The sequence below is a fragment of the Motilimonas sp. E26 genome (genome assembly GCF_021278025.1).
Classification (GTDB): domain Bacteria; phylum Pseudomonadota; class Gammaproteobacteria; order Enterobacterales; family CBDFNC01; genus Motilimonas.
The window spans coordinates 1-14,682 of the sequence record NZ_JAIBHJ010000010.1 but is presented as its reverse complement, the minus strand read 5'-3'; the positions used below and the strand labels follow the sequence as shown (position 1 = coordinate 14,682).

10 protein-coding genes, 2 pseudogenes and 1 riboswitch are annotated in these 14,682 nt (G+C 41.8%); of the genes and pseudogenes, 4 read left to right on the top strand and 8 right to left on the bottom strand.

What is annotated here, in order from left to right; translation table 11 throughout:
• Nucleotides 1–150: 150 nt before the first annotated feature.
• From K1M91_RS10340 to dusA, 4 genes are all read right to left on the bottom strand, one after another.
• Nucleotides 151–606 carry a transposase gene (locus K1M91_RS10340; protein WP_232801680.1) on the bottom strand — a complete coding sequence of 152 codons (456 nt, stop codon included), beginning with the start codon at nucleotides 604–606 and terminating at the stop codon, nucleotides 151–153.
• 151 nt (nucleotides 607–757) lie between these two features.
• A complete protein-coding gene (locus K1M91_RS10335) occupies nucleotides 758–1,153 on the bottom strand; it encodes a hypothetical protein (protein WP_232801679.1) in 396 nt (131 codons plus the stop codon).
• A gap of 1 nt (nucleotide 1,154) precedes the next feature.
• Nucleotides 1,155–1,745, bottom strand: a complete 591-nt coding sequence (locus K1M91_RS10330; RefSeq protein WP_232801678.1) for a DUF4136 domain-containing protein — start codon at nucleotides 1,743–1,745, stop codon at nucleotides 1,155–1,157.
• A 511-nt stretch (nucleotides 1,746–2,256) separates the two neighbouring features.
• Nucleotides 2,257–3,249 (bottom strand): tRNA dihydrouridine(20/20a) synthase DusA, encoded by a 993-nt coding sequence (gene dusA, locus K1M91_RS10325; RefSeq protein ID WP_232801677.1) that lies wholly within the window; start codon nucleotides 3,247–3,249, stop codon nucleotides 2,257–2,259.
• A gap of 245 nt (nucleotides 3,250–3,494) precedes the next feature.
• On the opposite strand from dusA, the gene K1M91_RS10320 reads away from it, so the two are divergent.
• Nucleotides 3,495–3,869 carry a hypothetical protein gene (locus K1M91_RS10320; RefSeq protein ID WP_232801676.1) on the top strand — a complete coding sequence of 125 codons (375 nt, stop codon included), beginning with the start codon at nucleotides 3,495–3,497 and terminating at the stop codon, nucleotides 3,867–3,869.
• Nucleotides 3,870–3,926: 57 nt separating this feature from the next.
• Here K1M91_RS10320 and K1M91_RS10315 read toward each other — a convergent pair whose 3' ends face one another.
• From K1M91_RS10315 to K1M91_RS10305, 3 genes are all read right to left on the bottom strand, one after another.
• The gene (locus K1M91_RS10315; RefSeq protein ID WP_232801675.1) at nucleotides 3,927–5,312 is read right to left on the bottom strand and encodes an MBL fold metallo-hydrolase; all 1,386 of its coding nucleotides are present in this window, start codon (nucleotides 5,310–5,312) and stop codon (nucleotides 3,927–3,929) included.
• A 350-nt stretch (nucleotides 5,313–5,662) separates the two neighbouring features.
• Nucleotides 5,663–7,078 (bottom strand): phosphomannomutase, encoded by a 1,416-nt coding sequence (locus tag K1M91_RS10310; protein WP_232801674.1) that lies wholly within the window; start codon nucleotides 7,076–7,078, stop codon nucleotides 5,663–5,665.
• Nucleotides 7,075–8,508, bottom strand: a complete 1,434-nt coding sequence (locus K1M91_RS10305; RefSeq protein WP_232801673.1) for a mannose-1-phosphate guanylyltransferase/mannose-6-phosphate isomerase — start codon at nucleotides 8,506–8,508, stop codon at nucleotides 7,075–7,077. Before K1M91_RS10305 ends, K1M91_RS10310 begins: the two co-directional genes overlap by 4 nt.
• Nucleotides 8,509–9,075: 567 nt before the next feature.
• Between K1M91_RS10305 and K1M91_RS10300 the strand changes: the two genes are divergently transcribed.
• Nucleotides 9,076–10,413 carry a phenylacetate--CoA ligase family protein gene (locus tag K1M91_RS10300; protein WP_232801672.1) on the top strand — a complete coding sequence of 446 codons (1,338 nt, stop codon included), beginning with the start codon at nucleotides 9,076–9,078 and terminating at the stop codon, nucleotides 10,411–10,413.
• 78 nt (nucleotides 10,414–10,491) lie between these two features.
• Here K1M91_RS10300 and K1M91_RS10295 read toward each other — a convergent pair whose 3' ends face one another.
• The gene (locus tag K1M91_RS10295) at nucleotides 10,492–12,045 is read right to left on the bottom strand and encodes a glycosyl hydrolase family 28-related protein (RefSeq protein ID WP_232801671.1); all 1,554 of its coding nucleotides are present in this window, start codon (nucleotides 12,043–12,045) and stop codon (nucleotides 10,492–10,494) included.
• 80 nt (nucleotides 12,046–12,125) lie between these two features.
• Nucleotides 12,126–12,206, bottom strand: a riboswitch (cyclic di-GMP riboswitch).
• A gap of 638 nt (nucleotides 12,207–12,844) precedes the next feature.
• On the opposite strand from K1M91_RS10295, the pseudogene K1M91_RS10290 reads away from it, so the two are divergent.
• A pseudogene (locus tag K1M91_RS10290) lies at nucleotides 12,845–13,380 on the top strand (transposase); the annotation flags it as partial.
• 70 nt (nucleotides 13,381–13,450) lie between these two features.
• A pseudogene (locus K1M91_RS10285) lies at nucleotides 13,451–14,313 on the top strand (transposase); the annotation flags it as partial.
• Between the last annotated feature and the right edge of the window lie 369 nt (nucleotides 14,314–14,682).

Below are 14,682 nucleotides of genomic sequence, written 5' to 3'. Positions count from 1 at the left end.
TTACTAGAGACCATTCGCAGAACAAGTTCTGCTCCTACGCGATAAAATAGTTCACGTAGGAGTCGAGCTTGCTCGGCGAATTCACCACAAATTAAATCCATAGTCGTTAACACCTCCCACGTAGGAGCCGAGCTCGCTCGACGAACAAACCTACAAATAAACGCAATCCCAATATGGATAATCCTTCACACTCTTAACCAGCCCTGCGCGAAGTGGATTCGCCACCACATATCGACAAATTGGTAAAAGATCATTCTCATTGCGAATCGCGTGATCGTAAAACCCATGCTGCCAAATACTTCCCCTGCATAAGCCTCGCTGATGCAAAAGATAGCTAATTTCCCGCTTCACCCTACCAACTAACTGACTAAGTGTGCTTAAATCAGCCAACTGAATAACCCAGTGAAAATGGTCAGGCATGACAACAAAAGCTAACGTTGAACACAATCGTTCATGATCGGCTTTCGCCATTGAATTTATCAACAACCTCGCAGAGCTAAACGAATGAAAAATAGGCCGACGCTGAAACGTGGTTGATGTAAGAGAATATGCTTGGTTTGCTTGTGAAACGCGACCAAAGCGCAGATGGTTAGCATGATAATTCATAGCAATATCGCGACAGTAATCATCTTCTAATTATAGTTAAACTGTCCTTGTTCGCAGAACAAGTTCTGCTCCTACTCGATAAAATCGTTCACGTAGGAGCTGAGCTTGCTCGGCGAATTAACCAAAAATAAACGTGATGTGATATTAAAGCCTAACTACTCAAATTTCTTAACGAGCGTAAAAACAACCCGATACCACCAACCAACAACACCAAAATCACAATTAAATCGAATGCTGACATATGACGTAATTGAAAATTAATGGACGTGATCACGCCGAATATCAGCATCACTAACGCGCCAATAGCCAAAATCCAGCCTAAAATATTTCGGCTGTTATAAAACACCAAGCCAACACCAAAAATAAAAGGCACCATGACCATGCCGCTGGTTAATGAAAACCCGCCAACTCGGTATAAGCTATAACCCATATGAAAATGATTAGTCACCATAATGGCATTAAGTAACAAATAGCCACCAGCAACCATCATAATCAAACCAATAAAAAACTGGCCAACGCCACCTTCACTGCCACCTGCACCACGCATATTATTGCTCCGCCGTTGGAATATTAGCCAGCATTTCACCCACTAGACGATCAGCGCGTTTCGTCGCCTCATCACGTGGTCGTTCAAAATCAGCAAAACCCTGCAACATGGTTTTCCAATAAACTTGCTTGGTGTCACTAGACATCGCGCCGAGCACTAGCGTCGCTTTCTCATAACGGCCATCACTGTTAATACTCATTAGTCCTGGCGACAAACCAAATATTTTAATCAACTCAGCGTCCGGTAACCCAGATTCAAGAGAGAACAAAAAGCCCATAACCAAATCAGCTTTCGTCACATCAGGCTCATAGCCATAGCCCTTTGCCTGCATTACCGAAGCTATCGCATTGCGAAGCTCACCTTGCACAGCTGTGCTATCCAAGCGGGAGTCTTCAATCACCACATTCACCGCGTCAACAAAAGTGTAAGTTTTAGACGCAGGAATAGTTTGACCAGGTGTTGCATCGCTTACTATCGTAGTGCGCTGCATCGGTTTCTCGACAGCTTGCTCTGTCACCGGCTCATCTTTAGAGCAAGCAGACAGCACTACAAGTACGGGGAGTAATAAATAACTTGAAATTTTTCTCAACACACACTTATCCTTTTTAAATACGCTAACCGCATAAATCTAAAAAGAATATAACACGAGATGCTTAAAATTAAAGCCGAAAAGCGTGAGACAGACCTACCCTACCAGCCAAACACTTCACGGTGATGGGTGCAGTAAATAAGCAGCGCCAAAAAAAAGTACAAAGCACTAACATGAAAACCTAATAACGTTGTTAACCCAAACATCACTCTAACTAAGGCTAATTTGGCCATTTTACTACCCACTTAAAACACGTCGCTGTTATTAAAAAGTAGCGACATATTAGACTAAAGTCGTAGAAGCAAAAACCATGTATTTAGTTGAAAACGTTATATTGAATATCGGAAGAAAAGCCAACAGCGCTCAGCATTACAACCAAAGTCGTAGCAATAAATAGAAAGGAAATAAAAACAACCACTAACAACTTGACCTTAATTATTAAAAACAAAAGACCTTACTTTTACAGCAAGCGCTTGTTCAAAAATAATCTAAACAAGCACTTTGTTATTCACATTTATTCTGCAGGTCTAAACTCCGTCACCAATTTTAGCGCATCTTCTAGCACTTTTAACGTCGCATCCCCCCGCGGTGACAGCTCACTTAAATGACGGCGATAAGCACGGCCATTGGGCAAACCTTGAAACATGCCCAACATGTGGCGCGTAACGTGAGACAGCTTAGCCCCCGATGCCAAATGCTTTTCAACATACGGAAACATCGCTTCAATCACTTCGACGCGGCTCAGCACAGGGCGCGTCGAACCAAAATAACGTCGGTCAACCTCAGCCAACAAATAAGGATTGCTATACACTTCACGGCCTAACATCACCCCATCTAAATGCTGTAAATGCTCATCACATTGCTCATAGGTTTTTATGCCACCGTTAATGGCAATCACCAGCTCAGGAAAATCCTGTTTAAGCTGATACACACGCTCGTAATCCAGCGGCGGAATATCGCGATTTTCTTTTGGACTTAAGCCGCTCAACCATGCCTTGCGCGCATGCACAATGAAAGTATCACAGCCAGCCTGCGCCACTTGATCAATAAACGTGGTTAAAAAGGCATAGCTATCTTGTTCGTCAATACCAATGCGTGTTTTCACCGTAACAGGTAAATCACAGGCGTCTTGCATCGCTTTAACGGCATCAGCCACCAGCGCTGGCTCAGCCATTAAGCACGCACCAAAACGACCGCTTTGCACCCGATCTGAGGGGCAACCTACATTCAAATTAATTTCATTATAACCACGTTGCTGGGCAATTTTTGCGCACTCAGCTAACGCCTTCGGATCACTACCTCCGAGCTGCAATGAAACGGGTTGCTCTTCTTCGTTAAATGCCAAGTAATCGCCCTTACCAAACAAGATCGCGCCCGTTGTCACCATTTCGGTATAAAGCAAAGTGTGCTGTGACATCAAGCGATGAAAGTAGCGACAATGACGGTCCGTCCAATCTAACATCGGAGCAACGGAGAAACGCTGAAGGTGCGACACATTGTGCGACATGACTACATATTCCTTAAATAACAATAGGATGGAAATATAACGCACGATGAGTTAGCGGCGCATTTAAAAACAGCGCCGATTATAGCGCTCCACTGTCATGGCTTCAAATTCATCACCTGATTGCAAGCCAAGTTGATAAAAAATTAAGCTATCAAGTCTCGATATTCTGTAGCTAATTAATAAATATTAGGTATAGTCATCATGACATTTTATGTCACACATTCTTAATTAGAAGGACCCATAATATGAAAGCATTACCTATCATAGCTGCCTTTTCTTTCACCTTATTAGCGGGATGTGGGCCAATCTCAGAAGCGTATGAAGAAACAAAAAAAGAAGCCAAAGCGGCGAGTAAAAGCTTATTAGAAGAAAGTACAGGCATTAACGTTGACGAATTACTCGAAGCGAAAAAAGAGCTAGGCGTCAACTCAATTGAAGAAGGCAAGCAAGCTGCCCTTGAGCATATTGACGGCGTGGTTGAGCAAACCATTGGTGAGCCACTGGCCGCAGTACAGGACATCAACGCTGAAGATCTTGAGCAGCAAGTGAATGACGTGATCAAACAAAAGAAAACCGAGCTAGCCCAATGGTTATTGGAAGACGCTAACGAAGAAGAATAATGATGCTGCGATTGAGCCTTTGCGCTCAATCGCATTATGTTCGGCTAGCTACTTGTATCACTCAAGGCCATAACCAGCAATCACCACATCACACTCAGGCAGTAAATCACGATACAAACGTGCAAGCTCTGCTTTCGCCTCTTCGTCACCATGCACAATTTTGATTAGCTTTGGCGGCTTGCGCATCCGTTTCACAAAGTTCAGCAAATCTTTTTGATCGGCGTGGGCTGAATAACCACTTAAAGTGTGTACGCCAGCTTTAATATCAATGCGTTTATCGTCAATAAATACGTAACCGCCCGTTGGACCATATTGTTGAATATCACGCCCTAAACTGCCACGGGCTTGATAACCGACAAACAACACATCGGCTTTTTCATCGGGTAAAAACTGCTCTAAATAACTCACGATACGACCACCGCTACACATGCCACTGGCAGCAATCACCACCGCAGGCTTATTGCGTTTGGCAAGATAATTGAGCACTTGGATGTGCTCTTTATGGCTACTAACTGTATATAACGTTTCAAAGTCGAGTGGATGACGACCAGATTGGGTTTTCCGGCGCGCTTCGGCATCCCACAGCTCGCTAAACTCACAATAAAAATCCGTAAAGCCTGCCGCCATTGGCGAGTCGATAATCACCTCTAAATTGGCCCACATGGCCGCGGGGTTCTTTTTCGATTCAGCATAAGCGATAGACTCAAGCTCATATAACAGCTCTTGAGTGCGACCAATACTAAAAGCAGGGATCAACACCACACCGTTATCTGCCACTGCTTTTTCAATGGTGGTTTTCAATAAAGCAGAGCGCGCTTTACGTCCTTGATGGCAATGATCGCCATAGGTACTTTCAATTACTAATACATCGGCTTGATAAGGACTTTTCGGTGCGGCGAGCAATGGCGTGTAAGGCGCACCTAAATCACCGGAGAACACCACGCGCTTCCCTTTACCACAATCAAACTCTAAATAGGCCGAGCCTAAAATATGCCCAGCTGGCTTAAACTTCACCTTAGCCAAACCATCAACCGGTAAACGTTGCCAAACTTTATAGTCCACCGCAATCATCTGGCTTTTCAGCTTGCGAATACAAGCATCGATTAAACGCTGATCTTGTGTGACACCAAGCTTAAGGGCATCGCGCAAAATCATCGGCAACATCGCCACCGTAGCTTGGGTAGCATAAATGGGGCCATTAAAGCCAGCGGCTAATAAATATGGAATGCGGCCAACGTGATCAATATGGCAATGGGTAACAACAAGGGCTTTAACTGTTGAGAGGTCAAACTCAATAGCCAACGACTCAGCGCCTGCTTTACCGGCTGTTTCAGCCCCTTGAAACAAACCGCAATCAATTAAAATGCTGTTATGTTCATTTAGTATCAACTGATGACAAGAGCCTGTGACACCATCAACCGCGCCCCAATGTTTTATATCCATTCAATCTCCATATATCTATGTATCAAAGCATGCTTCGCAGAATAAATTCTGCTCCTACAAAAGCGTGTTACCCCCACGTAGGAGCGGAATTTATTCCGCGAAAAACAGCGCCCACCTGTTGAACGATATGCCCCCAACAAAAAGCGTGTTCCCCACACGTAGGAGCGGAATTCATTCCGCGAAAAACAGCGCCCATATGATGAGCGATATGTCCCAACAAAAGCACGTTACTCCCACGTGGGAGCGGAATTCATTCCGCGAAAAACAGCGCCCTCTTCATTCGCGATATAAATATCTCCCACAAAAGCGTGTTACTCACCTGTAAGATTCCCCAGTCATGGATCGATTCATCAAGCCTGATTAAGCGCGCCTAAACTTTGTATCACCAACTGCATCGCGCGAACAGATGAACTCGCCTCGGCATAACAACGCAGCTCGGGCGCGTTACCCGAAGGACGCAAATGCACCACTTCACCATTGCTCAATGTCATGCGCAGGCCATCGGTGGTATCAACACTCTCGGCATCAAACTCGCCTAGACCTAAACTAGCTAACAGCGACTTTGGCTCGGCCAATCCTCGCTCAATAATCGCCAAACTTTTTTCTCGGGGGAAGTTTTGAATACGGTCACTCGCGGTATAAATCTCTGGCAACTGCTCCACTAAATCTGAAATTCCCCCTTTCTCAGCCATTGCCAGCACCGCCAACACAGGTAACACCGCATCGCGCGTTGGCAACGCACTCAGCGCAGCGCTATTCACCTCAATGTCCGAGCCCAATAAAAAACCGCCATTGGCTTCAAAACCCGCAATTCGGCCAAACTGACTTTGCAACAATATAAACTCTGCAATCACATAAGGTGAGCCAATTTGCGTACGCGCTACATACTTAAACTCGCCACAGGCTTCGATGGCAGAATTACAACTTACCGGCACCGCTAACGCATCAATTTTTAAATACTGCGCGGCCAGTAAACATAAAATATCACCGCGTAAATAAGTGCCCGTTTCATCAGATAACAGCGGCCTATCGCCATCACCGTCGGTAGAAAACAGCGCATCTAACTCAAATTCACGCTGCCAATCTTGCGCTTGTTCTATGTCAGCCAAGCCCACCGCTTCGGTATCAATGGGCACAAAGCTGTCACTGCGGCCAAGGCTAATCACCTCTGCGCCAAACTGTGTAAACAAATCGCCATAAAGATCACGACCAGAGCTAGAATGCTCATAAATACCAATGCGTTTACCAGCTAATAAATCAGTGGGGAAAATATCAAGATAGCGCGCCATATAAGCATCAGCGGCACGAGCCGAAGCTTGTGGCAAGCCACTTAAATCCAGCGCTGCCAGCTCACTTTGCGCACTTAAAATTGCCAGCTCGTCTATCTTAGTGATTTCACCATCAGGACGATAAAACTTTAAACCATTGCGATCAAAAGGAATATGACTGCCCGTTACCATAATCGCAGGTACGCCATCGGCCATTGAAGTTACCGCCAGCGCTGGCGTTGGCAGCACGCCATAAAAATCCACCTCTAATCCTGCAGCTCGAACGCCAGCAATACAAGCCTGTGCCATTTCAGGGCTGCTCGGGCGATTATCAACAGCAATAGCGATTCGTGAAAAACGAAAGCGTTCTCTCATTATCTCAATAAAAGCCAAGGTAAATGCTGCGCACACCTCGGGAGTAAAATCCACCACCAACCCGCGCGCCCCGCTAGTACCAAAAGCGATGCCGCTGTTCTTAATGATATTCGCCACACTCATGATTCAGTCCTACCGTATCTATCTTCAAAACGTACTATGTCGTCTTCACCTAAATACGAGCCTGACTGCACTTCAATTAACTCAAGAGGCACCTTACCAGGGTTTTCAAGAGCGTGAGTAGTGCCAATAGGAATATAAGTAGACTCATTTTCACTGAGTAAAAAGGTGCGCTCACCGTTGGTTACCTTGGCCGTTCCCGACACCACCACCCAATGCTCGGCGCGATGATGATGCATTTGTACCGATAATTTAGCGCCTGGTTTCACCGTAATATGCTTAACCTGAAACCGATTGCCGGTATCGATAGAATCATACTTACCCCAAGGACGCTGCACATCACGGTGATGTAACACCTCGCTGCGCTGCGCCGCTTTTAGTTGCTCAACCAAGTGCTTCACTTCCTGCACCCGTGACTTATCGGCCACCAACACCGCATCTTTGGTCTTCACCACTATGATGTCTTTTAAGCCAATGCTGGCAACCAGCGTATCCTGGGCATAAACATACGAGTTATGTGAGTCGATATCTAACACATCACCACGAAACACATTGCCCTGCTCGTCCTTGTCAGACACTTCCCACAGCGCCGACCAACCGCCCACGTCACTCCAACCGCAATCCATTGGGATCACCACGGCTTGGCTGGTTTTTTCCATCACCGCATAATCGATAGAGTCTTCAGGGCTAGTAGCAAAGGCCGCTGCATCAATGCGAATAAAGTCTAAATCGGGATTAAACTCACGTGTGGCCGCTTGGCAAGCGTGGTAAATATCAGGGTTGTGTTGTTTCAACTCAGCCAAAAACACACTGGCTTTAAACAAAAAGATGCCGCTATTCCACGAATAATGGCCAGTGCTGACATATTCTTTTGCCGTCGCTAAATCAGGCTTTTCAACAAACTGAGCCACTTGAAAAATATCACCCGTGGCATCGGGAAATTGCACCGCCTTACCTCGTTTTATATAGCCATAACCGGTTTCAGGATGATCCGGCACTATGCCAAACGTCACTAAATGATCCGCCAGCGCCGCCGCCATTGCCACATTTACAGCATTGCAAAAAGCTTGCTCGTCTTTCACCACGTGATCCGCCGCTAACACTAACAATAAGGGATCCTCATCGGGATGCTGAGCCAAGGCTTGAAACGCCGCCAGCGCCAACGCCGGCGCGGTATTTTTCGCTTCTGGCTCTAACAAAATACCACTATGAGACAAATCCGTTTGGCGCATTTGCTCTGCCACCGTAAAACGATGCTCTTCGTTACAGATGATCAACGGTGGTTGATGTTGAATAGAAACCAGCCGCCTAGCTGTAGCTTGTAACATTGTCGCCTGACCGTATAACGATAGGAATTGCTTAGGATGTAGCTTACGAGAAAGCGGCCACAAGCGAGTTCCAGAGCCGCCAGCCATGATCACAGGAAGTAACATAACACACTCCAGATCCGTTGGATGATTATGGTAATTAAAGACTAGTATGGGGGAGAATGGAACACATGTGGTTTTAAATGTGCTCATGCTAACCCATTCAACTTAGGAAAAAGTTTAGTAAAGAATACCAGAATAAAGTTCTATTTAGCTCAAGTTAGTCGACGAATAGGAAAAGTATTAACTAAATTTCAGTCTTATCAGCTACGAAGTCAACAAAAACCATTAAATAAAAACAAAAACCAACTCTAATTTTTAAAAAAATGACAGCAATATTCACTCGATAAACGACTAAAACAGGTAAAATAATAATAAAAACCTACTAAAACCAGACTAATACACTATATCAACACTAAGCCCATATGTGATTGATTTTACTGAATAGTTCATCTGTAAGAAGGCCTACAAATGCTTGTTTTTAAGCTTTAGTTAGAGTAAATTTGTGATATTTGTCCTATTTTTCACAGATAAAGCTATCTCAAGCGGTGCTTTTGATGCCTCTCTGCACCTCATTTAACATGTGCACAACAAACTTAACGTTTAAAAATTTATGACCGAGGTTACACCAGAATGTTAAATAGTGTTGCGTATAAATATTCACCAATATTCATACAAAATTTATTGTTAAGCTGCCACGAACTAATAAAAAGAAAATTACGAGCAACTAAATCAAGCAATGCTCTCATGCAGCAACTTATTTCACACGAAAAGGACTCAAAAGCATTAGAAGAATATAGTAAAAATAAATTAGAAAGTGTAATTAACAATGCAATAAATAATACAGAGTACTATTCGAAGTATAAAAACAAAAAAAACTTAAATATCAGTGATTTTTCCTATACAAGTAAAGAAGATGTTAGGAAGCATACTAATCAGTTTATAAACTGCAAGTCGAAAGAAATAAAAATATCAGGTCAAACTAGCGGCACAACAGGTAAGTCTCTTACTATTTATCAAGACATATCTTCAGTTAGAGCTGAAAAAGCATTTACCGACCGTCACCTTCAATGGGCAGGATTCAAAAAGGGCGATAAAATTGCTTGGCTTAGAGGAGATAAAATCGTTCCAATGCAACAAAAGAAGCCGCCTTACTGGCGCTTTTCCTACTTTAATAACATGATATTTTTTTCTGCTTTTCATATGACAAAAGAAGTAATTCCAATGTATATAAAAGCGATGGAAGATAACAAAGTTGATATTATTCAAGCAGCCCCATCATCAGTTGTTACTTTGGCTAAATACCTCGAAATGAACGACACTTATTATCAAGGAAAATTAAAATCTATTGTTACATCGTCTGAATCTTTATCACTAGAGCATAAGTTACTTATTGAAAAGCATTTTAAATGCACAGTTTTTGATTGGTATGGTTTATTCGAGAGAGTTGCGGCGATAGCCAGCTGTGAACATAATAACTACCACATATTAACTGACTATTCCCATGTTGAGTTACTCGAAGAGGACAACGGTTATCATGAAATTGTGGGGACTAACTTCAACAATAGAATTCACCCATTAATTCGTTATAGGACAGGTGATTATGTCGCTTTGTCGAATAAAAAAAATTGTCCATGTGGCAGAGTATACCCTATTATTGACCACATTAAAGGACGCAGAGGAGACTACTTAATCGCAGAAGATGGTCAAAAGGTTTACCATTTAAGCCAAATAACTAAAGCCATTCCTGGAATTATTGCGGCACAGTTTTTGCAAGATAGCCAAACGAAGATAAAGTTACTACTTGTTGTAGATGAAAATAAGTTTGACAGTTTTCAGAAAACCAAATTAATAAATAGCGCAAAAAAAGATTTAGGAGCATCTCTAGAGATCGAAATTGAATTAGTCGATATAATCCCCAAAACAAAAAATGGTAAAACTCGTCAAGTGATTTGCAATATTAAAGGGTAATATCTAAAGCTAGAAAGTAAGTAAATTTTATGGCCGCATCCATGCGGCAGGTTTTATAGTAAAGAAAGGATAGTCGACTTAAACTTTTGGAACTCGTAACAAATTAATGTCAAGCTGATGGTTTACATTATTTTTAGCTTCCCATATATCAGCAGCTCTATCTATACGTTCCATATCTAAAAACATATCCGCCCTTTGATAGTTAGGCTCCCAGTATATATTGTCATTTATTTTTAGCCCAGTAAATATATCAAGGTAATAGTTAGCCAAAGTAACAGATCGAGTTGTTGCACTGGCGGCAATTCGTGTATTTTCAAAATAATTACGTTCAACTTTCACATTTGACATCGGAATAAGTTCATCATCTATATCAAGTGGTTGAATCCTCAATCCTCTACCAGTGTTAAGAATTACATTTTCGCTAACATCAATATTTTTTATTTCTAAGGTTTTTTCTATTTCATCATTAGGGCGTATATCAAGAAAGTATCCATTTGGATAATCTTTAATAAGGTTATTTTTTACTTCGACATCACTGTAACCAAGAATATCCATTGCATGTGTATAGCCATTTATAAATTTATTCCGAATAACTTTCAAGCCGAATGTTGGTTGCCTTGTTGCCAACTTAAGCGGTCCACGCATATTTTTAAAAGTATTATCAGAAAATTCAAGGTTATTAACACCGCCAAATTTATCAATCTTAATGGTGGTAGATATTTGCATACACTGTTCAAATACATTATTACTAACCAGCACGTTATTAGAATAAATTCCACCTATCTCATGGTAAGGTGAAGTATTCACCCTCAAACATGCATCACCAAAACCAAAAAAAGTGTTTTGCCTAATTATTGCATCATTTGCACTACCTATATATAAACCATCATGAGTCCATCTAGGTGCTTCTCCTATTGAATTAAACACACCAACGAAGCTTAAATTCTGTATAATTAAACCTTCACTATTATCAATAAATATTAGTGAATCTCTAAGATCAGGATTACTACCTGGCGCGATTGTTTTTTTAATTACCGTTCCAGTATTACCTTGAATGGTAATATTCTTAGCTATGTCTAATATTCTAACCGTTTTTTCAAAAATAAATGTTCCACTAGGAAATTCAATTACATCACCATCATTTAGGTTTTCTAACATTGCTTTAAACGCTACCGAGTCATCAATATTATCATCTGGATGCATACCATAATCAGTTACTAATTTAGTTGGAGTGCTGTTTTCAAAGAACTCAACTTGAGGCAATTCTTTATGAATGACTTCTATGGTATATGGAATGACTGATACATTACCAAGGTTACTCGTTACAGTTTTAGTTAACTCGTAGACAGCAGGGATGAAACCGGAGAAGGTTACATCTTCAGAATGGCTGTTAGAAAGATACTGAACACCACTACCTGTCCACTCTACGCTTACAGTAAATTCTTCAGTATTACTCCAATTAACAAAGCCTCTTAATGATAGACTTTCACCTTGAGAGGCTGCTATCACAGGAGGGTTATCAGACCGTGCCGGTTCACATAACTCAAATGCTGAAGAATTAAATACAGGAAGGGACATAGCGCTTAATATTGCTATATTACATAAAGTTTTTTTGAACGAAATAGTTTTCATACAATTACCTCAATAATTAATTAATAATTAACAATTAGTTTTCTCGCGGAAAAAATTGGAGGTTGTATAAAACTAACTCCGTTGGTAGCTCTGCCATCATAGTTTCCCTTAGACCAGTAGCTTTGCGTAACACCCTTTCGAATGTGCTGCCTTTTTCAACGCGACACTGAATTGCTTCAGTTACTTCAATTTAGCATTAGAAAAGCATTAGTACACCTTGAAAGTAATCAAAGTAAGATCTCCATCTCATCTTAAAATGAATAAAAATGTAACTTATTAATAACAATCACAATATTAAAGAGCAAAGTTTTATAAAAAAAACCTATTAAAAAATACAACTACAAAAAACAAAACACCAATCACATAACAGATTAATTTAATTGGTTTTTATAAATAACCATCAATTGATTTGAATCACATTATAAAAAACGGCAATATTTTTATCGATTTATAATTAAATATAGGAGCAATAAATATTAATGAGAATCAAAACCATGAAGAATATCTATTAAGAATAGATTGTTAGAAAAAACCGTTCCTAGGGCAGGATCGAGAGCGTTTTTTAAGTAATCACTCGATTTTATTTGACGCCTAAAAGCAATCGTGATCTTATACTCATTTTGTGTGAGTAGGACATGTACCTTGAAGCTTTCACTTTAGCTCGCTCACAGACAACGCCAGCCTGCTAGGGTAATTATCCTCTGAGAGCTCCTCCCCCTCTGGCAGGATAGATAATTGGACTCCCCCCCTCATAAGTCGTAGCCTCTAATTGCTAGTAGAAAAATAATTGAAGTTCAACATGATGAAGACAGTTGCTGGTGTAGATTTAGCCAAGAGAGTGATTCAAGTTTGCGTTTATGCGAACAAAAAAATGCGTTCTAATACAGAAATGACACCGAATGAGTTTACTTCTTAGTTGGCAAATTCAGAACAGTAACTGTTACATTTGAAGCTTGTGGGACTTCGAATTACTGGAAGCAGCTTGCAGCATCCTTAGGGCATGACGCTCGATTAATCTCCACTAAATTAGTCGCTTCAGTGAGGCAAAATCAGAAAACAGACAAAAATGATGCTTTAGCCATTGTTCAAGCGTCCTCGCTACCAGATATCGCCTTTATTTCAGGGAAAACAATGGATCAGCAACAATTGCAATCCGTCATGCGACTGAGGGAGCTAAGTGTCAGGCACAAAACAGCAGCAAAGAATCAATTATTAGCCTTATTGTCTGAATTCAATATTAAAGCTTCCAAAAAGTATGGGGGGTTAAGGGGGAGCATTGAATCGACTCTGGAAGATGCAGAAAATGGGTTGTCGAGTGAGTTTCGAACGGCTCTTACTGTTGCCCCCTCTGGCAGGATAGTTGTCACTACTTAAAATTTAACCAGTTGGGGGTTAAGGCTTGATTGTGCCACGCTACACTGAAGAACGAAAACAGCAGGTTTTGAATAAATTATTACCTCCCTTCAACATGACTGTTGCACAAGTCGCTAGAAATGAAGGGATTGGCCTGCAAACCTTGTATAATTGGCGCGATAAAGCCAAACAACAAGGTCGTCCTGTGCCCGGAAATAAACCAACATCTGATCAATGGTCTGCTGAAGCTAAACTGGCCTCGGTCATTGAAACTGCCAGTTTAAACGAAGCCGAATTAAGTGAATATTGCCGTGAAAAAGGGCTCTATGTTGACCAAGTTAAAGCTTGGAAAGCTGATTCACTTAGAGGTTTTATGAGCTCTCGCGAACATGAAATTGAAGTGAAACGCCAGCGGCAGGCAGATAAGAAAGAAATAAAACAGTTAAAACGCGAGCTACGCGAAAAAGAAAAGGCGCTAGCTGAAACCGCGGCGATCTTGGTGCTGCGAAAAAAGTTAAATGCGCTTTGGGAGAGCGACAGCGAAGACGACTAACCTCATTCCCACTGCGCACAAAATACGTGTCATGGATACAAGAGGCAAATCAGTCTGCCGCTCGGCTCAATGTTGCTTGCCGTGAAGCGGGGATCACTTTACGTACCTATCGGCGCTGGTATCGCGATGGCAGTATCTCCGCCGATAAGCGGCCGGATGCGGTCCGTCCGACACCGGCGAACAAGCTAACAGAAGCCGAGCAAGCAAAGATTATTGAGGTGTGTAACTTGAGTAAATTTGCCAGTTTACCACCGTCACAAATCGTGCCAGCGCTATTAGATAATAATGAGTATTATGACTCTGAATCGACGTTTTATCGGGTATTAAAAGCCAATGGACAGCTACATCATCGCGGTCGAAGTATGACGCGAAAGGTGTCAGCGCAACCCACAGAACGTTTTAAGAAGTTTTAAAACCGAATGGATGCCAATGTCAGGTTATCAGTCATTTGCAGCGGGTATTGAATCGATTAACAGGTACATTACCGGTTATTTAATCGGTACAGGCCTCACCAGTTTAACAAGGGCTATCGCCACAAAAGGCTGAAGCAGAATACTTCAAAACTTATAACGAGATGGCCAGTTTTAGTTGAGCACTACAGTTTTTATTAAAAAAGGGCAATTCTACAGTCTCAACGCCGTGTTTCAAAATGTTTGTTCTGGTCAACCAAAACTGGACACCTTTAGTTGAGAATTTTCAAACTCCACTGGTGACAGATCACCATTGGCTGA

Bases quoted from the DNA above. Each gene is read 5' to 3' on its own strand.
- K1M91_RS10310 (WP_232801674.1), bottom strand. From the start codon at position 7,078: ATGAGTGTGGCGAATATCATTAAGAACAGCGGCATCGCTTTTGGTACT.
- K1M91_RS10295 (WP_232801671.1), bottom strand. From the start codon at position 12,045: ATGAAAACTATTTCGTTCAAAAAAACTTTATGTAATATAGCAATATTA.
- K1M91_RS10305 (WP_232801673.1), bottom strand. From the start codon at position 8,508: ATGTTACTTCCTGTGATCATGGCTGGCGGCTCTGGAACTCGCTTGTGG.
- K1M91_RS10300 (WP_232801672.1), top strand. From the start codon at position 9,076: ATGTTAAATAGTGTTGCGTATAAATATTCACCAATATTCATACAAAAT.
- K1M91_RS10320 (WP_232801676.1), top strand. From the start codon at position 3,495: ATGAAAGCATTACCTATCATAGCTGCCTTTTCTTTCACCTTATTAGCG.
- K1M91_RS10315 (WP_232801675.1), bottom strand. From the start codon at position 5,312: ATGGATATAAAACATTGGGGCGCGGTTGATGGTGTCACAGGCTCTTGT.
- dusA (WP_232801677.1), bottom strand. From the start codon at position 3,249: ATGTCGCACAATGTGTCGCACCTTCAGCGTTTCTCCGTTGCTCCGATG.
- K1M91_RS10340 (WP_232801680.1), bottom strand. From the start codon at position 606: ATGAATTATCATGCTAACCATCTGCGCTTTGGTCGCGTTTCACAAGCA.
- K1M91_RS10335 (WP_232801679.1), bottom strand. From the start codon at position 1,153: ATGCGTGGTGCAGGTGGCAGTGAAGGTGGCGTTGGCCAGTTTTTTATT.